Annotated in this window: 18 protein-coding genes and 1 pseudogene; 8 read left to right on the forward strand and 11 right to left on the reverse strand. The window is 72.9% G+C overall.

The annotated features are described in order from the left end of the window. The 7 genes and pseudogenes from F563_RS0113475 to F563_RS0113505 form a co-directional block, all read left to right on the forward strand. Nucleotides 1-187, forward strand: a pseudogene (locus F563_RS0113475) (IS630 family transposase); the annotation flags it as partial. Next, the gene (locus tag F563_RS0113480; protein WP_035575270.1) at nucleotides 188-679 is read left to right on the forward strand and encodes an ASCH domain-containing protein; all 492 of its coding nucleotides are present in this window, start codon (nucleotides 188-190) and stop codon (nucleotides 677-679) included. Between the two features lie 80 nt (nucleotides 680-759). Continuing rightward, on the forward strand, nucleotides 760-2,115 hold the full coding sequence (gene glmU, locus F563_RS0113485) for a bifunctional UDP-N-acetylglucosamine diphosphorylase/glucosamine-1-phosphate N-acetyltransferase GlmU (RefSeq protein WP_026299574.1): 1,356 nt from the start codon (nucleotides 760-762) through the stop codon (nucleotides 2,113-2,115). Next, the gene (glmS, locus tag F563_RS0113490) at nucleotides 2,115-3,938 is read left to right on the forward strand and encodes a glutamine--fructose-6-phosphate transaminase (isomerizing) (protein ID WP_019015208.1); all 1,824 of its coding nucleotides are present in this window, start codon (nucleotides 2,115-2,117) and stop codon (nucleotides 3,936-3,938) included. Before glmU ends, glmS begins: the two co-directional genes overlap by 1 nt. Nucleotides 3,939-3,940: 2 nt before the next feature. Continuing rightward, complete coding sequence (locus tag F563_RS0113495) at nucleotides 3,941-4,840, forward strand: alpha/beta hydrolase (protein WP_051089391.1); 900 nt, start codon at nucleotides 3,941-3,943, stop codon at nucleotides 4,838-4,840. A gap of 68 nt (nucleotides 4,841-4,908) precedes the next feature. Then, a complete protein-coding gene (locus F563_RS0113500) occupies nucleotides 4,909-6,387 on the forward strand; it encodes an NAD-dependent succinate-semialdehyde dehydrogenase (protein WP_019015210.1) in 1,479 nt (492 codons plus the stop codon). A gap of 229 nt (nucleotides 6,388-6,616) precedes the next feature. Beyond that, nucleotides 6,617-7,834, forward strand: coding sequence for an EAL domain-containing response regulator (locus tag F563_RS0113505; protein WP_019015211.1), 1,218 nt, complete (start codon nucleotides 6,617-6,619; stop codon nucleotides 7,832-7,834). A 10-nt stretch (nucleotides 7,835-7,844) separates the two neighbouring features. Here F563_RS0113505 and F563_RS0113510 read toward each other — a convergent pair whose 3' ends face one another. The 11 genes from F563_RS0113510 to F563_RS0113560 form a co-directional block, all read right to left on the reverse strand. Beyond that, nucleotides 7,845-8,798, reverse strand: a complete 954-nt coding sequence (locus tag F563_RS0113510) for a Bug family tripartite tricarboxylate transporter substrate binding protein (RefSeq protein WP_019015212.1) — start codon at nucleotides 8,796-8,798, stop codon at nucleotides 7,845-7,847. A gap of 14 nt (nucleotides 8,799-8,812) precedes the next feature. Further along, nucleotides 8,813-10,012 (reverse strand): FAD-dependent oxidoreductase, encoded by a 1,200-nt coding sequence (locus F563_RS0113515; protein WP_019015213.1) that lies wholly within the window; start codon nucleotides 10,010-10,012, stop codon nucleotides 8,813-8,815. A 75-nt stretch (nucleotides 10,013-10,087) separates the two neighbouring features. Beyond that, nucleotides 10,088-11,575, reverse strand: a complete 1,488-nt coding sequence (glpK, locus tag F563_RS0113520) for a glycerol kinase GlpK (RefSeq protein WP_019015214.1) — start codon at nucleotides 11,573-11,575, stop codon at nucleotides 10,088-10,090. Between the two features lie 19 nt (nucleotides 11,576-11,594). Then, a complete protein-coding gene (glpD, locus tag F563_RS0113525; RefSeq protein ID WP_051089392.1) occupies nucleotides 11,595-13,130 on the reverse strand; it encodes a glycerol-3-phosphate dehydrogenase in 1,536 nt (511 codons plus the stop codon). Between the two features lie 91 nt (nucleotides 13,131-13,221). After that, nucleotides 13,222-13,899: a glutathione S-transferase family protein gene (locus tag F563_RS0113530; protein WP_019015216.1), complete on the reverse strand. Its 678-nt coding sequence runs from the start codon at nucleotides 13,897-13,899 to the stop codon at nucleotides 13,222-13,224. Nucleotides 13,900-13,929: 30 nt separating this feature from the next. After that, the gene (locus F563_RS0113535; RefSeq protein WP_019015217.1) at nucleotides 13,930-14,469 is read right to left on the reverse strand and encodes a c-type cytochrome; all 540 of its coding nucleotides are present in this window, start codon (nucleotides 14,467-14,469) and stop codon (nucleotides 13,930-13,932) included. A gap of 120 nt (nucleotides 14,470-14,589) precedes the next feature. Continuing rightward, nucleotides 14,590-16,020, reverse strand: a complete 1,431-nt coding sequence (locus F563_RS0113540) for a tetratricopeptide repeat protein (protein WP_019015218.1) — start codon at nucleotides 16,018-16,020, stop codon at nucleotides 14,590-14,592. Between the two features lie 71 nt (nucleotides 16,021-16,091). Continuing rightward, on the reverse strand, nucleotides 16,092-17,024 hold the full coding sequence (locus F563_RS0113545; RefSeq protein ID WP_035575281.1) for a metal ABC transporter permease: 933 nt from the start codon (nucleotides 17,022-17,024) through the stop codon (nucleotides 16,092-16,094). Beyond that, nucleotides 17,021-18,349, reverse strand: a complete 1,329-nt coding sequence (locus tag F563_RS22600; protein ID WP_019015220.1) for a metal ABC transporter permease — start codon at nucleotides 18,347-18,349, stop codon at nucleotides 17,021-17,023. The genes F563_RS0113545 and F563_RS22600 overlap by 4 nt, the downstream gene beginning before the upstream one ends. Continuing rightward, nucleotides 18,346-19,137: a metal ABC transporter ATP-binding protein gene (locus F563_RS0113555; RefSeq protein ID WP_019015221.1), complete on the reverse strand. Its 792-nt coding sequence runs from the start codon at nucleotides 19,135-19,137 to the stop codon at nucleotides 18,346-18,348. The genes F563_RS22600 and F563_RS0113555 overlap by 4 nt, the downstream gene beginning before the upstream one ends. A 3-nt stretch (nucleotides 19,138-19,140) precedes the next feature. Next, nucleotides 19,141-20,142: a metal ABC transporter solute-binding protein, Zn/Mn family gene (locus F563_RS0113560; protein WP_019015222.1), complete on the reverse strand. Its 1,002-nt coding sequence runs from the start codon at nucleotides 20,140-20,142 to the stop codon at nucleotides 19,141-19,143. Nucleotides 20,143-20,327: 185 nt separating this feature from the next. On the opposite strand from F563_RS0113560, the gene mntR reads away from it, so the two are divergent. Beyond that, nucleotides 20,328-20,777 carry a manganese-binding transcriptional regulator MntR gene (mntR, locus tag F563_RS0113565; protein ID WP_019015223.1) on the forward strand — a complete coding sequence of 150 codons (450 nt, stop codon included), beginning with the start codon at nucleotides 20,328-20,330 and terminating at the stop codon, nucleotides 20,775-20,777. The last annotated feature ends 137 nt before the right edge of the window (nucleotides 20,778-20,914 follow it).

Below are 20,914 nucleotides of genomic sequence, written 5' to 3' on the forward strand. Positions count from 1 at the left end.
CCTGCCGCCCTACAGCCCGGACCTGAACCCGATCGAGATGATGTTCGCCAAGCTCAAGACCCTGCTGCGAAAGGCCGACGAGCGATCCATCGCCACCGTATGGCACCGCATCGGCGCCCTGCTCGGCGAGTTCTCACCCACCGAATGCGCCAACTACTTCCGGCACGCAGGCTATGCTTCACCGTAAATGGATCAGGCTCTAGACCCCGTGCGCTCGCCCGCGATCGAAGCGTTCTGGCGGGACTTCCGGGCCGCCGGCGGACCCGATCACGACGCCTACGAGGTCGTCTCCTTCGGCGACAGCCCCGCGCTGGCGGACGAACTGGCCGAGCTCGTGCTCGCCGGCCGGAAGCGGGCGACCGCCTTTCTCGCTCGCGATATGGCTGCCGGGGCCGAGACACCCACGCTCGGCGGCCACGTCGTGGTGGTGGATGGCGCGGGGCGGCCGCGCCTGATCTGGCGCACCACGGAGCTCCGCATCGGGCCGCTGATCTCGGTCGATGACGCCTTTGCCTGGGACGAGGGCGAGGGCGACCGCAGCCGGGCCCACTGGCTCGCGGAGCATCGCCGCTACTTTGCCCGCCAGGCGGCGCGCGACGGCTTCGCGATGCATGACGGGATCGAGGTCGTGTTCGAACGCTTCACCGTCGTCTGGCCGCCGGAGGCCGCCGATCGCTGATCGCGTTGCATCGCGAAACGCGAAGTGACCGGATCGTCCTTTGACAGCACCGTCTCGGCTGCGGCACAACCTGCGCCGCCGTGACGCATCCAGATCCCCTCCCTGATGCGCTCGCCGTGATCCTGGCCGCAGGTCTTGGGACACGGATGCGCTCGTCCACGCCCAAGCCCCTGCACCGCCTCGCCGGCCGCCCGATGGTGGCCCACCTGATCGACGCCTGCGCCGAGGCCGGCTTCGGCCGCGCCGTCGTGGTCGCCGGGCCGGAGCCCGCCTTCGCGCCCATGCGCGCCGTCGTCGCCCCGCATCCCTGCGTGGTGCAGCACGACCGGCTCGGCACCGCGCACGCGACGCTCGCCGCCGCCGAGGCGCTCGCGGCCACCCGGGGCGAGGCGATGGTGCTCTACGGCGACGTGCCGCTGGTGCGCCCCGCGACCATGCGGGCGCTCGCCGCCCGGCGGCGCGAGACCGGCGCTGGCCTCGCCCTGCTCGCCTTCCGCCCCGCCGACCCGGCCCAGTACGGCCGGGTGATCCTCGGCGAGGATGGGTTCGTCACCCGCATCGTCGAGTGGCGCGACGCCGATGCGGCCGAGCGCGCGGTCGGGCTCTGCAACGCGGGGTTGTTCTGCGCCCCGGCCGCCGACCTGCTGCGCTGGCTGCGCCAGGTCGGCAACGCCAATGCCAAGGGCGAGTACTACCTCACCGACATCGTCGCCATCGCCCGCGCCGAGGGCGCGCGCGTCACCCCTGCGGAGGCGCCGGCCGAGGAGGTGCTCGGCATCAATTCCCGCGCCGAGCTCGCCGCCGCCGAGGCCGTGGTGCAGCGTCGGCTGCGCGCCGCCGCGATGGACGCCGGCGCCACGCTGGTCGCCCCCGAGACCGTGTTCCTGTCCTGGGACACCCGCCTCGGCGCCGACGTCACGGTGCACCCGAACGTGGTGTTCGGTCCCGGTGTGACGGTGGAGGATGGCGCCGAGATCCGCGCCTTCTCGCATCTGGAAGCGTGCCGGGTCGGCCCGGGCGCGACGATCGGCCCCTTCGCGCGGCTGCGCCCGGGCGCCGAGATCGGCGCGGGTGCCCATGTCGGCAATTTCGTCGAGCTGAAGAACGCCACGCTCGGCGAGGGCGCCAAGGCCAACCACCTCGCCTATCTCGGCGATGCCACGATCGGCGCGGGTGCCAACATCGGCGCGGGCACCATCACCTGCAACTACGATGGCGTCGCCAAGCACCGCACCACCATCGGCGACGGCGTGTTCGTGGGCTCGAACGCGACCCTGGTGGCCCCCGTCCGCCTCGGTGACGGTTCCTTCATCGCTGCCGGCTCTACCATCACCGCGGACGTCGCCCCGGATGCGATGGCGTTCGGGCGCGCCCGCCAGACCGACAAACCCAACCGCGCGTCGGCGTTCCGCGCGCGCTGCAAGGAGAAGGGCTGATGTGCGGCATCGTCGGCGTCGTCGGGCGCAACCCCGCCTCGCCCCTCCTGGTCGAGGCGCTGCGCCGGCTCGAATACCGCGGCTACGACAGCGCCGGCATCGCCACGCTGGTGAACGGCCACATCGAGCGCCGCCGCGCCGAGGGCAAGCTCGCCAACCTCGCCGCGCGGCTGGATCAGTTCCCGCTGCCCGGCACCACCGGCATCGGCCACACCCGCTGGGCGACGCACGGGCGGCCCTCGGAGACCAACGCCCACCCGATCGCCACGGGCCGGGTCGCGGTGGTGCACAACGGCATCATCGAGAACCACAGCGAGCTGAAATCGGCCCTGACCGAGGCGGGCGCCGAGTTCGAGACCGAGACCGACACCGAGACGGTCGCGCGCCTGCTCGACCGCGATCTCGCCGCCGGCGCCACGCCCGAGGAGGCGATGGCGGCGACGCTGAAGCGGATCGAGGGCGCCTTCGCGCTCGCCGTGCTGTTCGCCGGCCGGCACGACATGATCATGGCCGCGCGCCGCGGCTCGCCGCTCGCGATCGGCTACGGCGATGGCGAGATGTATGTCGGCTCCGACGCGCTGGCGCTGGCGCCGCTGACCGAGCGGATCAGCTACCTGGAGGAGGGCGACTGGGCGGTCGTCACCCGCGACCACGCCGAGATCTTCGATCACGCCGACCGTCCGGTGAAGCGGCCGATCAAGCGCACGGCGGTCTCCGGCGCCATGGTCGGGAAGGGCAATTTCCGCCACTTCATGCAGAAGGAGATCCACGAGCAGCCGGCCGTGATCGGCGACACGCTCAAGACGTATCTCGATCCGGCGACGCGCCAGATCACGCTCCCCGACCTGCCGGTCGATCTCGCGCGCATCCCGCGCGTCTCGATCGTCGCGTGCGGCACCTCGCTCTATGCCGGGCAGGTGGCGCGCGACTGGTTCGAGCAGGTCGCGCGCCTGCCGGCCACTGCCGAGATCGCCTCCGAGTTCCGCTACCGCGAGCCGGTGCTCGATCCCGGCGCGCTCGTGCTCTGCGTCAGCCAGTCGGGCGAGACGGTCGACACCCTCGCCGCGCTGCGCTGGGCCAAGGGGCAGGAGCAGCGCGTCATCTCGGTCGTCAACGTGCGCGAGAGCGCGATGGAGCGCGAGAGCGACGCGGCACTGCTGACCCTCGCGGGGCCCGAGATCGGCGTCGCCTCCACGAAGGCGTTCACCACCCAGCTTGCGGCGCTCGCCTGCCTGGTGGTCGCGGCGGGCCGGGCGCGCGGCGCGCTCACCGGCGCGGCCGCCGCCGAGCTTGCCCAGGCGCTGATCGAGACCCCCGGCAAGGCGGCCGAGGCGCTCGAGCTCGACGAACGCATCGCCGCCGTCGCGGCCGAGATCGCCGAGGCGCGCGACGTGCTCTACCTGGGGCGCGGCACGGCCTGGACGGTGGCGATGGAGGGCGCGCTCAAGCTCAAGGAGATCAGCTACATCCACGCCGAGGGCTACCCGGCCGGCGAGATGAAGCATGGGCCGATCGCGCTGATCGACGAGCACGTACCGGTGGTGGTGGTCGCCCCGCCGGGGCGGCTGTTCGAGAAGACCGCCTCGAACGTGCAGGAGGTGCATGCGCGGGGCGGCCGCGTCGTGCTGCTCTCCGATCGCGCCGGCTGCGAGCGGCTCGCGCATCTCTGCGCCCACACGATCCCGCTGCCCGACACGCACCCCTTCGTCGCGCCGATCGTCTACTCGATCCCGGTGCAGCTCCTCGCCTATCATGCCGCCGTGCTGAAGGGGACGGATGTCGATCAGCCGCGCAACCTGGCCAAGAGCGTGACGGTGGAGTGAGTTTGCGGGGGACCGGTCTGTTTCGTCGGCTCGGGGGGGCGCTGGCGGTCCTGCTGGCGCTGGTCGCGTTCGCAGCACCCGCCGCGGCGGAATGGCGCGTGGTGCCCGATCGGGTCGAGACCGAGGCAGGCCCGGCGCTCCGCTACAACGTCTTCCTGCCCGACGGCTACGATCCCGCGCGCGGCCCCTATCCGCTGCTCGTGCTGCTGCATGGCGCCGGCGGCGACGAGCACTCCTGGGCCGGACGCATCCGGCTCTGGCAGGCGATCGAGGACGGCGTGCGCGCGGGACGGCTGCCCAGGCTGATCGCGGTGATGCCGGGTGCCACCAACACCTGGTGGATCGACAGCCCCTTCGCCCGCGCCGAGACGACGGTGGTCTCCGACCTGCTCGCCGATGTCGCGCGCAAATATCCCGTGATGACCACGCGCGAGGGCCGCGCCATCGCCGGGTTCTCGGCCGGTGCCTACGGCGCGCTCCGGATCGTGCTGAAGCACCCTGAGCTGTTCGGTGCCGCGGCCCTGTGGGCGCCGGCGATCTATGCCGAGGAGCCGCCGGAACTCTCCGCCGCCCGCCGCAGCCCGGCCTTCGCCGGGCCCGACGGCAGCTTCGACCTCGCTGCCTGGACCCGCGCGGCGTGGCCCGCGCTGCTGCCCAGCTACCTCGCCCAGCCGCTCCGCGTGCCGCTCTACCTCGCCGCCGGCGACGACGACCGGCTGGAGATCGCCTATGAGGCCGCGCGGCTCGCCAAGGCCCTGTTCCGCCACCAGCCCGACGCGCTGGAGCTGCGCGTGGTGGATGCCGGCCACACCACGCGCGTCTGGGAAGTCACGGCCGACGAGGCGCTGACCTTCCTGTTCGCGCATCTCGCGCGGATCGGGCTCGCCCGGCTCGAGGAGTAGCCGCCCGGTTGGACCCGGGCTCGGCCCGGGTCTATCGTCCGCCCCGAACCTGTGGGGAGGACCATCCCATGCTCAACCAAGCCGCGCCCCTGCCGCTCAAGGACCCGAGCCTGTTCCGCCAAGCCTGCCTGGTGGACGGCAAGTGGATCGAGGCCGACAGCGGCAAGACAATCCCCGTGCCGAACCCCGCCACCGGCGAGATCATCGGCACCGTGCCCGCGCTCGGCGCGGCCGAGACCCGCCGCGCGATCGAGGCCGCCAACCGCGCCTATCCCGCCTGGCGCGCGCTCACCGCCAAGGAGCGCAGCGCCGTGCTGCGCAGGCTGTTCGACCTGATGATCGCGAACGCGGACGATCTCGCCCTGCTGATGACCTCCGAGCAGGGCAAGCCGCTCGCCGAGGCGAAGGGCGAGGTCGTCTATGCCGCCTCCTTCGTCGAGTGGTTCGCCGAGGAGGGCAAGCGCGCCTACGGCGACATGATCCCGACCAACCAGAAGGGCCGGCGCATCCTGGTGATGAAGGAGCCGGTCGGCGTGTTCGCCGCGATCACGCCCTGGAACTTCCCCGCCGCCATGATCACGCGCAAATGCGCGCCCGGCTTCGCGGTCGGCTGCACCGGCGTGGTGCGGCCCGCGAGCCAGACGCCGTTCACGGCGCTCGCGATCGGCGTGCTGGCCGAACGCGCGGGCATGCCGCCGGGCGTGATGAACATCATCACCGGCCCCTCGTCCGAGACCGGCAAGGAACTCACCTCGAACCCGATCGTGCGCAAGCTCTCCTTCACCGGCTCGACCGAGGTCGGCAAGATCCTGATCGCGCAGTGCGCGCAGACGGTGAAGAAGGTGAGCATGGAGCTCGGCGGCAACGCGCCCTTCATCGTCTTCGACGACGCCGATCTCGATGCCGCCGTGCAGGGCGCGCTGGCCTCGAAGTTCCGCAACACCGGCCAGACCTGCGTCTGCGCCAACCGCATCCTGGTGCAGGAGGGCGTGTATGAGGCGTTCGCCGAGAAGCTCGCGGCCGCCGCCAAGGCGATGAAGGTGGGCCCCGGCACCGAGCCCGGCGTGGTCCAGGGGCCGCTGATCAACGCCGCCGCGGTCGCCAAGGTCGAGGAGCACATCGAGGACGCGGTGAGGGGCGGGGCGAAGATCCTGACGGGCGGGCGGCGGCACGCGCTGGGCGGCAATTTCTTCGAGCCGACCGTGCTCGCCGAGGTGCCGGCGGGGGCGAAGATCTTCCACGAGGAGACCTTCGGCCCGGTCGCGCCGCTGTTCCGCTTCAAGACCGAGGAGGAAGCGATCCGGCTCGCCAACGACACCGAGTTCGGGCTGGCGGCGTATTTCTATGCGCGGGACGTGGGACGGATCTTCCGCGTCTCGGAGGCGCTGGAATACGGCATCGTCGGCGTGAACGAGGGCGTGATCTCGACCGAGATCGCCCCCTTCGGCGGCTTCAAGGAGAGCGGGCTTGGCCGCGAGGGATCGAAATACGGGATCGAGGAGTATCTCGAAGTGAAGTACGTCGCCGTCGGGGGGATCGGGACGTAAAGGAAAACAGGCGAGGGGCCGCAAGGCCCCTCGCGCACCCCATCAGGGCGCCGCTCCCGTTGGTCGCGGCGCGCACAAGCCCCCGCGGCAGGGCCTCGATTTCGAGCCACGGACGCCGTGCCGCGAAGAAGCAAGCCGCAACCCTTGCGGTAGGCACTACACGCAATAATGGAGTATTAGGAAGCCGGGCCCATCCTCGCGGGACCTCAGTGGAGCCCACGCAATCCCCATGGCGCCAGGAACGGCCGACCGACCCGAGGAGAACCAAGGCCAGTCGGCCCCCGGTGTCCGGACGGCGATCGTCGTCGACGACCACGTGGACATCTGCACGGTCGTCACGGCGCAGCTCCGCAAGCTCGGCATCGACGCGCAGGGCATGACCTCGAAGGAGGCTCTGCTCCGGGCGCTCGAGGCCCCGCACCCCGACCTGCTGCTGCTCGATCTCTCGCTCGGCGACAGCGACGCCGTCGAGATCTTCAGCCTGCTGCACGACCGTGGCTTTTCCGGCCGGGTGGTGCTGATGAGCGGCCATTCGGGATCGGTGCTCGACCACGCGCGCCGGATCGGCGAGCGCGCCGGGGTGGAGATCGGCGGCACGCTGCGCAAGCCGTTCCGCCGGCGCGAGCTCGAGGCCGTGGTTTCCGCCTTCGGCGGCGCGGTCGAGGTCGCGCCGCCGCACCGGGTCGAGCCGGTCGAGCCCGGACTGCTGCGCGCCGCCCTCGACAACGGCTGGGTCGAGTTCTGGTACCAGCCGAAGATCGATCTCCGCAACGACCTGATCGCGGGCATGGAGGCGCTGGCGCGCATCCGCCACCCCGAGCGCGGCGTGCTCGCGCCCTCGGCGTTCCTGCCCCCGATCGCGGACGCCGACCTGCACGACCTCACCGTCGCCGCGGCGCGCGCGGCGCTCGCGCTCTGCGCGCGCGCCGGCTCGCACCTGCCGGCCGCGATCAACGTCGCCGGCCGCACCATCCTGCGGCCCGGGCTGATCGAGGTGCTGAAGGCGCTCGGCCCCGGGGTGGAGCAGCGGCTCATCCTCGAGATCACCGAGACCGACCTGATCGGCGACCTCGCCGCGGCCGAGGCCTTCGCCACGCGCGCCGTGCTGCACGGCTTCCGGATCTCGATCGACGATTTCGGCACCGGCTACGCCACCTTCGAGCGGCTGCGCCACATCCCCTTCGCGGAACTGAAGATCGAACGGGCGATCGTGCATGGCTGCGCCGAGGACGAGGCGTTGCGCCGGATCTGCCGCGCCGCGGTGGAGCTCGGCCACGGCTTCGAGGCGAAGGTGGTCGCCGAGGGGGTCGAGACCCGCGCCGACCGCGATGCCGTGCGCACGCTCGGCTTCGACCTCGCCCAGGGCTATCTGTTCTCGCCCCCCCTGCCGGCCGACGCGATGCGCGCCCTGCTCGCCGACCGGGCGGGCGTGCTGCCGCGCCGCTGACCGCGCCGGTTCAGCCCAGCGTGATATTGGCCGCGCGCACCACCGCGCCCCAGCGCGCGACCTCCGCCGTCAGGAACGCCGTGTACTCCGCCGGGCTCATCCGCCGCGGCGTCGAGCCGGTCTCGACCAGGCGCGCGGCGATCTCCGGCGTGGCCAGCGCCGCCAGCACCTCGGCATTGAGCCGCTCGACGATCGCGCGTGGCAGCCCGGCGGGACCCGACAGGCCGAACCAGGTCGAGGCGACGAGATCGGGGTAGCCGAGCTCGCGGAAGGTCGGCACCTCGCGCCAGCCCTCGACCCGCTCGGCCGCCGTCACCGCCAGCAGGCGGAAGCGCGGGTTGCGCCCGGCCTCCACCAGCGTGGTGATCATCGCGTCGATCTGCCCGGCGGCGACGTCGTTCATCATCGGCCCGGAGCCGCGATAGGGCACGTGCACGGTCTCGATCCCGGCCGCGCGCTTCAGGATCTCCTGCTTGATGTGGCTCGATGTGCCGTTGCCCGGCGAGCCGACCGTGAGACCGCCGGGCTTCGCCTTGGCCGCGGCGATGAAGCCGGCGAGATCGCGGATCGGGCTGTCCACGTTCACCACCAGCACCGAGGGAATCTCGGCCAGCATGGCGATGTGCGTGAAGTCGCGCACGGCATCGTACGGAATGTTCGGATAGACCGCCGGGCCGACGCCATGGGCGGCGATGTTGGAAACGACGTAGCCGTAGCCGTCGGGAGCGCTCTTGGCGATCAGGTCGGAGCCGACCGTGCCGCCGGCGCCGGCGCGGTTCTCCACCACCACCGGTTGGCCGAGCACGGTCGAGAGCCGCTGCGCCACCAGGCGGGCGATGAAGTCGGTCGTGCCGCCGGGCGGGAACGGCACGATGATCCGCAGCGGCCGCGCGGGCCAGGACTGGGCCCGCACCCCCGCCGCGGCAAGCAGCGCGGGAAGGGCGAGCAGCAGGCGTCGGTGCATCCAAGGTCTCCCTGTCAAGCGATCGTGGCGGCCTCGCGCAGCCCGGCGATCATCGAACTGCGCAGCAGATGGGCGCGCGCTTTCACCGGATCGGCGGCGGTGCGCCGGAGATCCTCGAGCAGCGCGCGCCGTCGCGCGGGGTCGCGCTCGCGCATGCGCGCGCGGTTGCGGTCGGCCTGGGCGATGATCTCGCGTTCGGCCACCGGGCGGCGGCGGCGCGTGTAGCGGTCGAGCAGCGCGGCCTCCGCCTCGCCGCGCCAGACCGCGCCGAGCGTGGCGGCGAGTTCGAAGGCGTCGTGGATGCCGCCGTTCATGCCCATGCCGCCCGAGGGGCTGTTGAGATGCGCCGCGTCGCCGGCGAGCAGCAGCCGGCCGACGCGGTAGGTCGGCACGATGCGCTGGTGGATGCGGTAGGGCCGCAGGTCCTGCACCTCGTAGCGTTCCGCCCGGGGATGGATCGCCTGGAGCTTGCGCTCGATCGCCGCCGGCGCGAGCGCCTGCTCGACCGTCTCGTCCGGGGCCGGGTAGAGGCTCGCGCGCCAGCGTCCGGGCACGCGCAGCAGCGAGAAGGTGCCGGAGAAGGCCGGGCTCTCGGTCCAGACGTAGTTCACGTTCGAGAGCCCGGGCATGACCTCGTGGAACGGGAACGGCGTGGTCGCGAGGATGGTCGTCTCGGGGTAGGTGTCGCCCTCGAAGGCGAGGCCCATGGCGCGGCGCACGACGCTGCGCGCGCCGTCGCAGCCGATCACGTAGCTGGCGTCGAGCGCGAACCCGTCGCCGCCAGCGCGCGCCCGGTCCGCCTCCTGCGCGACCGAGGTCACGGCGTGGCCGAAGCGCAGCTCCACCAGCGGCTCGGCCGCAAGCGCCGCGAGCAGCAGGCGCGAGAGCTTGTGCTGTTCGGCCTGGAGGCGGAACGGATGCGCGGTATCGGCCGCCAGCACGCCGAGATCGAACTCGGCGCGCTCGCCGGTCTCGTGCATCCGCACCTGCCAGGTCGGCGTGACAAGCCCCTGGGCGATCAGCGGCTCAGCCAGCCCGAGCGTGTCCAGCATGTCGAGGGTGGGCGGATGGAAGGTGCTGGCGCGCAGCTCCTCGGCGATGTCGGCCTCGGCCTCCAGCACCACCGCCGGGATGCCGGCGCGGCCGAGCAGCAGCGCGAGCGTCAGCCCGACCGGCCCGGCGCCGACGATCACCACCCGGTCACGTTCAGCCATGCGCAGCGCCGATCCTGCCCAGGGTCCTGCCGGGATCTATGGCCCGGCGCAGCGGAACGATCCGGCCCGCGCGCATCACCGGCGCGACACGGTGCGCGCCACCGCATCCTGCCAGGCCGCGTAGAGCGCGTCGCGACGATCGGCCGCCATCGCCGGCTCGAAGCGCCGCTCCGCCCGCCAGCGCGCGGCCCAGGCATCGGGTTCCGGCGCGAGGCCCGATCGCAGCGCGGCGAGATAGGCCGCGCCGAGCGCGGTCGTCTCGGTCACCACGGGCCGGTCCACCGGCGCGCCGAGGATGTCGGCGAGGAACTGCATGGTCCAGTCGGACGCGGTCATGCCGCCGTCCACGCGCAGCACGGAACCGGCGGCCACGCCCCAGTCGCGCCGCATCGCCTCGATCAGGTCGCGCGTCTGGAACCCGACACTTTCCAGAGCGGCGCGCGCGAGCTCGCGCGGCGATGTCCCGCGCGTGAGCCCATAGAGCGCCCCGCGGGCCTCCGCGTCCCACCACGGCGCGCCGAGCCCTGTGAAGGCCGGCACCAGGATCACGCGCTGCGCGGGATCGGCCGCCTCGGCGAGCGCCTGGGTCTCGGCCGCCGTGCCGATCACGCCGAGCCCGTCGCGCAGCCACTGCACGGCCGCGCCGGCGACGAAGATCGCGCCTTCCAGCGCGTAGGTGCGCTGTCCGCCGAGCTGATAGGCGATCGTCGAGAGCAGCCGCGCACGCGACACGACCGGCGCCGCTCCGGTGTTCAGCAGCGCGAAGCAGCCCGTGCCGTAGGTCGATTTCATCATCCCCGGCGCGACGCAGCCCTGGCCGAGCGTCGCCGCCTGCTGGTCGCCGGCGATGCCGCGGATCGCCACGGCGGCGCCGAGTAGGTCAGGCTCGGTCGTGCCGAACTCCGCGGCGCAGTCGCGGATCTCGGGCAGCAGCGCACGAGGGATGCGGAACAGCGCGAGCATCTCGTCGTCCCACTGCCCGGTGCGGATGTCGCAGAGCAGGGTACGCGCGGCATTGGTCGCATCCGTCGCGTGCACCCTGCCCCCGGTGAGACGCCAGACCAGGAACGAATCCACCGTGCCGAAGGCAAGATCACCCGCCTCGGCCGCCGCGCGCGCGCCGGGCACATGGTCGAGCAGCCAGGCGATCTTGGTCGCGGAGAAGTACGGGTCGGCGAGCAGCCCGGTGCGCGTGGTGATCAGCGCCTCGTGGCCCGCCTCGCGCAGGGCGGCGCAGGCCTCCGCCGTGCGGCGATCCTGCCAGACGATCGCGCGATGGATCGGCGTGCCGGTCGCGCGCTCCCACACCACCACGGTCTCGCGCTGGTTGGTGATGCCGATCGCCGCGACCGCGCGCGCCTCGATGCCGGCCTGGGCGATCGCCGCGCGCATCGTCCCGATCGAGGTCCGCCACAGATCCTCGGCGTCGTGCTCGACCCAGCCGGAGTGCGGGAAGTGCTGCGGGAACTCCTGCTGCGCGGTGGCGACGGGCGTGAGGGCCGCGTCGAACAGGATCGCCCGCGTCGAGGTGGTGCCCTGATCGAGCGCGAGAACGTAGGTCATCGGCACTCCCCTGAAGCGGTCATTCCGCGGCGCGCCGTCCGGGCATGTCGGCGGGCGTGCCCATGAAGCGCGCCAGCGCGGCGATCTCGGCCGTGGACGCGCGCAAGCCGAGCTTGGTGCGGCGCCAGAGGATGTCGTCCGGCGTGCGCGCCCATTCGCGCTCGATCATCCAGCGCGCCTCGCGCGGCGTGAGGTCGGCGACCAGCGGCGGTTCGGGTCCGTCCGCGCCCTCGAGAAGACGGAACGCCTCCGTGCCGAATTGGCGTACCAGCCGCCGCGCGGTCGCGGGTGCGAGCCACGCATGCTGCGCGCTGAGGCGCTCGGCGAGCGCGGGCGCGCCGTCGTGCGGAAAGTCGCCGCCCGGCAGGGGCGCGGTCGCGGTCCAGGCCCCGCGCATCGGCAGATGCGGCGCGAGCCGGGCGAGCGCGGCCTCGGCGAGACGGCGATAGGTCGTGATCTTGCCGCCGAAGACCGAGAGCAGCGGCGGCGCGCCCGTCGGCGCATCGAGGCTCAGCACATAGTCGCGCGTGGCCTCCTGGGCGCGGCTCGCGCCGTCGTCGTAGAGCGGCCGTACCCCGGCATAGCTCCACACCACATCCGCCGGCGTGACCGGTCGCGCGAGATACGTGCTCACGGCGGCGCACAGATAGCGCGTCTCGTCGTCGCTGATCGCAACCGCGCCGGGATCGCCGATGAAGTCTAGGTCGGTGGTGCCGATGAGCGTGAAGTCGCCCTCGTAGGGGATCGCGAAGCAGATCCGCCCGTCCGCGTTCTGGAAGATGTAGGCGTGCGGCCCGTCCCACAGTCGACGCACGACGATGTGGCTGCCCTTCACCAGCCGCACCTTGGCCGGCGCGTTCAGCCGCGCGCCGCGCGTCAGGAACTCCGCGACCCAAGGCCCGGCGGCATTGACCAGCACGCGCGCCCGCGCCTCGCCCGCCCCCTCGCCTGCGAGCGTGAGGCGCCACGCGCCATCCGCGCGCTCGGCAGAGACGCAGCGCGTGCGCACGCGCACCTCCGCGCCGCGATCGGCCGCGTCGCGCGCGTTCAGAACGACGAGCCGCGCATCCTCGACCCAGCAATCCGAGTACGCGAAACCGTGGGTGAACTCCGGGCGCAGCGGCGTTCCTTCCGGCGCGCGCCGCAGGTCGAGGCTGCGCGTGCCCGGCAGCAGCGTCCGCCCGCCGAGATGGTCGTAGAGAAACAGGCCGAGGCGGATCAGCCAGCGCGGCCTGAGCCCCGCATGGTGCGGCAGCACGAAACGCAGCGGCCAGACGATGTGCGGCGCCGCGCGCAGCAGCACCTCGCGCTCGGCCAGCGCCTCGCGCACCAGGCGGAACTCGTAGTGCTCCAGGTAGCGCAGCCCGCCATGGATCAGCTTGGTCGAGGCCGAGGAGGTCGCGCCGGCGAGGTCGCCCTGCTCGACCAGCAGCACCGAGAGACCGCGGCCGGCGGCATCGCGCGCGATGCCCGCGCCGTTCACCCCGCCGCCGACGATCGCGAGGTCGAACGTGTCGCGCGCCGTGGCGGGCGTGGTGGCAGAACTCGAGGACAGGCGTTCGCTCCCGCGTTGTGTCGCGGCACAGCTTGGCGGGAGGCGCGGGACGGCTCAAGGGGACGCGGCGTCGGGCCGCGTCCCCGTCCGCTCAGGCGGCGATGCGGTAGCGCCGGGCCGCGCGCTGCATCTCGCACCAGCCCGCGAAGGCCGCGTGCACCGGGGTCCAGGATGGCAGCGCCTTCATCGCCTCGATCCAGCGCCCGATGCGCGGCCAGGGGGCGAGGTCGAACGCGATCAGCTCGCCGTTCGCGACATGGACCGCGCCCATGTAGTCGGCGAGCGAGGGCGCCGCGCCGCCGAGATAGGTCCCGGCGTCCAGCCAATGCGCGTCCAGCACGTCGAGCCAGCGGCGCGTCTCGGCCTCGGCGCGCGCGAGCGAGGCCGCCTGCATCTCCGCCTTGGGCCAAGCGTAGTCCGGCAGCACCTGTGGATAGATCAGTCCATAGCCGAATGAGCGGTAGAACCCGGTATTGAACCAGTCCATCAGCGCATTGGTGCGCGCGCGCGCCTGCGGCTCCGCCGGATAGGCCGCCGAGCCCGCGCGCTCGGCGAGATACTTCAGGATCGCCGAACTCTCGGTGAGGCGGAACGCGCCGTCCTCCAGCACCGGCACGGCGCGGTTCGGGTTGATCGCGGCGAAGCCGGGCGAGAGGTGATCGCCCGCGAACAGGTCGATCGTGACGAGATCGAGCGGGAGGCGCGCCTCGGCCGCGAACAGCAGGATCGGGCGCGTGGTGGTGGAGATGGGATGGCCGTAGAGCTTCATGGGGCGTGTCCTCGGGGCGGCGGCGGACGATCAGCGCGCGGGCACGACGAGCGTGAAGTAAGGCGCCGGCGGCGTCGCGGACGGCCCAGTGATCGGTGGAGTGGCGTTGCGGACCGGCGGCAGGCTCTTGAGGTAGGCGGCGAGCGCGCCGGCATCCGCATCCGTCAGCGCGGCATAGGCGTGCCAGGGCATGGCGGGGGCGAGGATGCGCCCATCGGGTCGCACGCCGGTCCGCACGGCCGTGACGATCTCCGCCGCGCTCCAGGACCCGAGCCCGGTCTCGCGGTCGGGGGTCAGGTTGGGCGGATAGAACGTGCCGAGCTCGGGGATCTGGAAGCCGACCTCGGAGCCGGCAAGCGCAAGCTTCGGGTCAGGCTTGCCGATCAGCGCGCCGCCGGTGTGGCAGCCGCCGCAGTCCATGATCGCGGCGAGATACGCGCCGCGCGCGAGGGTTCCGCGGTCAGCCGGCTGCGCGGCGGCCGACCAGGCGGCGATCGCCAGCAGGGCCGCGCCCACGGCGCCGGCGATCAGCGGGGCGGCGCGGCGCAGCGCGTCGGTGGTGTCGGTCATGGGTCTCTCCGAAGCGGTCGGGGCGGATCGGTCCGCCCTCACGGCGCGGACCTTGCCGGCCGCCGCTTTCCGGGGCCATCGCCGGATCTTTCCGAAGTTTTCCCGCCCGCGCGGGGCGCGTCACTCCGGCACGCCGGCCTTCACCAGACCCTCGACGAACACCTCGCAATGCGCGAACCCGGCGAGGTTCTGGCGCAGCACGCCCACCCGGATCGGCGGCCCGACCCGGTTGCGCTCGGCGATCAACGCCTTCGCCTCGTCGGTCAGCCCGAGATGGCCGCAGCAGGAGATCAGCGCGTTGTAGTGGCCGGAGTACTCTGCGAAAGTGGCGACAGAGGCGCGCAGGAAGGGCAGAGCCTCGTCGAACCGGTGCGCGGCCAGGAAGGAGAGCCCACGGATCGAGGTGTAAAACCCGGCGAAACTGTCGGTCGGGCTCATGCGCAGCGCCTTCCCGGTCTCCTCGATTGCCTGGTCGTACCGACCGGCCCGCAACAGTGCCCAGCCGTGCAGCGTGCGGCCGAGTGCGAAGTTGGGGTTCAGGTCGAGGGCTGCGCCGAACTCGGCGAGCGCGCTCTCGTGCCGCCGTGCGGTGCTGAGCGTGAGCCCAAGCATCATGCGTGCCCAGGGCTCGGCCGGGTCGAGCGTCACCGCGCGCTCGGCGTGGCGCCCGGCCTCGGCGTAGCCCGCCGCGGTGTCCGGCCACCAGTAGCAGAGTGCTGCCCACCATACCGCCCAGGACAGCACCGCATGCGCACGCGCATAGTTCGGATCGAGCGCGATCGCCTGGGCCAGCAGCGTCCGCGCCTCCTCGTTCTGGCGCTGGCCGACCCGCGTGACGAGCCCGATCGCGCGCACCACGAGGCCCCAGGCGTCGATGCTGCCCGGCGCGCGACGCGCGGCACGGATCGACTCGGCGTCGTAGAGATGCGGCTCGATCGCGGCGACCACGTGGCCGGTGATCTCGTCCTGCACCGCGAACAGGTCGGTCAGGTCGCGGTCGTAGCGTTCGGCCCAGATATGCTTGCCGGTCTCGGCATCGACGAGCTGGCCGGTCACGCGCATGCGCGGCCCCGCCACGCGCACGCTGCCCTCCAGCACATAGCGCACGCCGAGCTCGCGCGCGACCTGACGCACATCGACCGCCCGGCCGCGATAGGTGAAGGTCGAGTTGCGCGCGATCACGAACAGCCAGCGCAGCCGCGAGAGCTCGGTGATGATGTCCTCGCTCAGCCCGTCGGCGATGTGATCATGCGCGGCGTCGCCGCTCATGTTGGCGAAGGGCAGCACGGCGATCGACGGGCCCTCGGGCGGCGCCGGCGGGGGCAGCGGCGGCGCCGCAGTCTCGGCAGCGGCCTGATCCGCGCGGGGCCGGAGCACGAGTCCCGTGTGCGCCTCCACGATCGCGAGCGTGCGGTCCGAGTAGAGCCCGACCAGCAGCTTGTCGACGGTCGACCGGCCGAGCCTGGTCTTGAACGCGAACTGGTCGCGGGAGATGCGTTCACGGGCGAGCCAGTCCCGGATCAGGCCAGCAACCCGCTTGGTGTCGTCCATCGTCGCGCAGTGGTCCCCGTGCCCGCCGGATGCGGAGGGCGTTCCCGAACCGCCCTTGCGCCCGATGAAGTCTAGTCGGAACCACCGGCCAAGGCGAGCCGACGGCGCCGGCCGAAGGGGCCGGCCGCCCAGGCGACCGCCAGCAGCACGCCGGCGACCACGGCGATCATGCCGGCGGCATTGAGCCCGTGGCCAAGACCGAAGGCAGCGGGCGCCAGCGCGGCCACCCAATAGCCGCCCGCGCCCATCGCGACCGCCGCGACCGCGGACAGGCCGAACTGCGTCGCGTAGTCATCGGTCAGCAGGCGCGCGATCGCCGCGGGTGCCACCAGCGCGGCGATCACCAGGATCGAGCCGACCGCCCAGAACGCCGCCACGCACGCCACCGAGACGAGCACCAGCACCAGCAGCGACATCCGCCGCGGTGCGAAGCCGATCGCCTGCGCGAAATCCGGATCGAAGCAGGCGAGCCGCAGCTCCTTCCAGAACGCGGCCAGCAGCGCGAGCGTCAGCAGGAGCACCACGGCGAGCGTGGTCGTCTCGGCGGGGAACTCGGCGAGTGCGGCCGGATCGAGCAGCGAACCGGGCCCCGACGCCGCCGGCCAGATCAGCGCCTCGAGCTGGCCGTAGAGCACGCAGTCGACGTCGAGATCGACCGCGTGCGCGCCGCTCACCTCGATCAGCACGATGCCGAGCGCGAAGAAGCCGGAGAACACCACGCCCATCGCCGCGCCCGCTTCCAGCCGCGTCAGGCGCCGGAGCAGCGCGATCAGCAGCGCGGCCGCCACCGCGGCGAGCATCGCGCCCGCGACCAGCGGCGGGGCCGCCCTGCTGCCCGAGACCCAGAAGCCGAGCACGATGCCGGGCAGCACCGCGTGGCTGATCGCATCCCCGAGCAGGGACTGGCGCGTCAGCAGCAGCAGGTTGCCGATCAGGCCGCAGACCAGGCAGGCGAAGGTCGCCGCCAGCATCGCCGCGAGGTCGAGCTGGAGGAACTGGGTCATCGCGGCGCCGTCGGCGCTTCGCCCGGCGCGGGCAGCGCGCCCTCCGCCGGCAGGCGCGCGGGATCGTTTCGGCGGAGCCACGCCTCGGCCTCGCGCGCGACCTCGGGCGGCAGGGTGTGCTCGACCTCGTCGGCGGCGCGATGCGCGGCCCACGGCCCGAGCCCGCCGGCCGCCTGCATGTAGTGCTCCCACAGTCGATGCCGCCGCGTCAGGTCGCGCGCGAGCGCGAGGCCCGCATCCGTCAGCGCGATCCGCTCGCCCTCGGCGCGCACCCAGCCGGCGGCGGCGAGCCAGCGCGGCAGCACCGCGCGCTGCCAGCGCGACCAGCCCGCGCCGCGGCCGAGCTCCACCCAGCGATGCGTGGCGCCGGGCGCGCGCTCGGCGGCCTCGAAGGCGGCACGCAGCGCATGGTCGCGCGCCACCGTCAGCGACAGCATGGCCTGGCGCGCGGCGAAGGCCAGCGCACCGCGGCGGGGCGCGAACAGCAGCGCGGCGAGGAACAGCGCGCAGGCGACCAGCGTGATCGTGGCCCCGGTCGGCAGGTCGGGCAGGGTCGCCGACAGCGCCGCGCCGACCCACGCCGAGACCGCGCCCACACCGCCAGCGATCGGCACCATCGCCTCCAGCCGCTCGGTCAGCAGTCGCGCCGTCGCGGCCGGGATCACCATCAGCGCGACCACCAGGATCAGCCCGACCGCGCGCAGACCGGCGACCGTGACCGCGAGCATCAGCCCGAGCAGCGCGAGGTCGAGCGCGCGCACCGGCAGGCCCACGGCGGCGGCGAAGCCGCGGTCGAAACAGAGGGCCGCGAGCGGGCGGAACAGCACGCCGACCAGCAGCAGCGCGAGCACGGCCAGCGCACCGACGAGTTGCGCATCCGCCGCGCTCATGCCGGCCGCCTGGCCGAGGATGAAGCCCTTCAGCCCCGCCTGCCCGCCGACGGGCAGCGACTGCACCACCGACATCAGCACCACGCCGATGCCGAAGCCGATCGACAGCACCAGCGCCATCGCCGCGTCGTCGCGGATGCGCCCGCCGCCGGCGAGCGCGTTGACCAGCACCACGCCGAGGGCCGCGGTCGCGCCAGCGCCGGCGAGCAGCAGCGGCAGGGCGCGCACATCCCAGCCGATCAGCGCGGCGAGGATGAAGGCGCCGGCGACACCGGGCAGCGTCGCATGCGCGGCCGCATCCGCGATCAGCGCGCGGCCGCGCAGCAGCACGAAACAGCCGAGCGCGCCGGCCGCCAGCCCGAACGCCGCGCAGCCGAGGGCCACCACCGCGGCGTTGTAGCCGGCCGAGAACAGCAGCGCGTCGGCGACCGTCACGGCGGCGGGGCCGGCCGCGTGCCGGCCTGGGCGGCGGCGACCGCGCGTTCCAGCAGGCTGAGCCGGCCGCCATAGGTGCGCGCGAGGTTCTCGGCGGTGAAGGTGGACGCCATCGGGCCGGCGGCGATCGCGCGCACGTTCAGCAGCAGCACGTGATCGAAATATTGCGGTGCCGTCGCGAGATCGTGATGCACCGCGATCACCGTGCGGCCCTCGGCCGCGAGCCGGCGCAGCACCTCGACGATCGCGCGCTCGGTCGCGGCATCGACGCCGGCGAAGGGCTCGTCCATCAGGTAGAGATCGGCCTCGAGCGCCAGCGCGCGGGCGAGGAACACGCGCTGCTGCTGCCCGCCCGAGAGCTGGCCGATCTGGCGGTCGGCGAACTCGGCCATGCCGACCTCGGCGAGGGCGGCGCGAGCGCGCTCGCGCTCGGCGCGCGGCAGCGGGCGGAGCCAGCCGACGCGCGGATAGCGCCCCTGCGCGACCACCTGCAAGGCGGTCGCCGGGAAGTCCCAGTCCACGGAGGCGCGCTGCGGCAGGTAGCCGATGCGCCGGCGCGCCTGATCGAGCGTGAGGCCGAACAGCCGCACCTCGCGCGAGAGCCGCGGCACCAGGTCGAGCACCGCCTTCAGCAGCGTGGACTTGCCCGCGCCGTTCGGCCCGACGATCGCGACCAGCCCGTTCGGCGGCGCGGTCCAGGAGACGTCCCACAGCACCGGCGCACGGGTATAGGCGACGGTGAGGTGCTGCACGGTGAGCGCCGGCACGGGCAGCGGCGCGATGCTCATGCGTCAGCGCCGCCCCCCGAGGCGGTTCTGGAAGCCACGCTCCGGCGCGCTGCCGCCGAGCGCGCGGGCGATCGTGGTGACGTTGTGGTCGATCATGCCGACATAGGTGCCCTCGTAGCTGCCGGGCTCGCCCATCGCATCGGAGAACAGCGCGCCGCCGATGACGACACGGTGCCCGCGCGCGGCCGCGCCCTCGACCAGCGCGCGCACGTTGCGGTCCGACACCGAGGTCTCGACGAACACGGCCGGGATGCGCCGCTCGACCAGCACGCCGACAAGCTCCTGGATGCGGCGCACGCCGGCCTCGGACTCGGTGGAGAGGCCCTGGATGCCCAGCACCTCGATGCCGTAACGGCGCGCGAAGTAGTTGAACGCGTCATGCGCCGTGACCAGGACGCGCTGGCGTTCGGGTATCGTCGCCAGCGCCTGCTCGGCATAGGCGTCGAGCGCGGCGATGCGCGCGAGCAGCGCGGCGAGATTGGCGCCGAAGGTCGCGGCCCCGGCCGCGTCGTGGCGGGCGAGCATCGCCGCGATCAGCTCCGCCGCGCGCGACCAGGCGCGCGGGTCCATCCAGACATGCGGATCGAAATGCCCGTCCGCCCCCTCGGGCTCGATCAGCATCTCCTCGGGCAGAAGCTCGGTGACGGCATAGACGGGTTTGCCGGCACGCGCGACGCGCACGAAGGCGTCGCTCATTTTCCCTTCCAGCAGCAGGCCGTTGTAGAAGATCACGTCGGCGCGCAGCATCTTCGCCACGTCCTCGCGCGTGGCGCGGTAGAGATGCGGATCCACGCCCGCGCCCATCAGCACCTCGACGCGCACGCGCTCGCCGCCGATCTCACGCACCAGGTCGCCGATCATGCCGGTGGTGGCGAGCACCGAGAGCGGTCCGGCGGCGCGCGGCTGCGCCCCGGCGACGGAGACAGGCAGCGCCAGCGCAGCGGCAAGCACGGCGCGGCGGCGCAGGCGGAGTTCGGCACGGCAGGCGGGTGCGACGTCGGTCACGGCACGGCTTCCGCGGGGATGCGTGGCGGCAACGCGCTGAGGATAACCGGGACGTAGCAGCAGCGTCAAGGTGGGTCTGTGGCTCGAAATTGGTTGCGGACCTATAGAATGTAGCACATTCTACAAATTGTCCGTCACGCTCACGCGTGCTAAGGCGCCGGGCCCGCAACCTGCCGGACCGCACGATGCCCGACCCGGACGACCCGCATCCTGCCGACGCACCGGACGAGGCAGCACGCCATGCCTCGGCCCGCTCGGCACGGGCGAGCGCGCTGACCGAGGACTATGTCGAGATCATCGCCGATCTGCTGGAGCGCGAGGGCGAGGCGCGGCCGACCGACATCGCGCGGCGGCTCGGCGTGGCGCACGCCACGGCGATCAAGACGATCGCGCGGCTTAAGCGCGACGGGCTCGCGCATGCGCGCCCCTATCGCGGCGTGTTCCTCACCGAGGCGGGGCTCGCGATGGCGCGGCGCGTCAAGGCGCGGCATCAGACGGTGGTCGCGTTCCTGGTGGCGATCGGCGTGCCGGAGGCGATCGCGGAAGCCGATGCCGAGGGCATCGAGCATCACGTCAGCGACGAAACCCTCGCCGCGTTCGAACGTTTCCTCGCGGAGACGCCGCGGCGGCGCTGATCACGACTTGTCCTGCGCGGGTTGCGCGCCGCGCGCGCGCTGTCGTAGTGGAACCAGACGAGCCACGTCGCGATCCACGCGTGGCTTTGATGCGTGCGCGTCATCGCGCGGCGCAGGCACGCCCATGCCGTTGCGCA

It is taken from the genome of Elioraea tepidiphila DSM 17972 (assembly GCF_000378465.1).
GTDB lineage: Bacteria > Pseudomonadota > Alphaproteobacteria > Acetobacterales > Acetobacteraceae > Elioraea > Elioraea tepidiphila.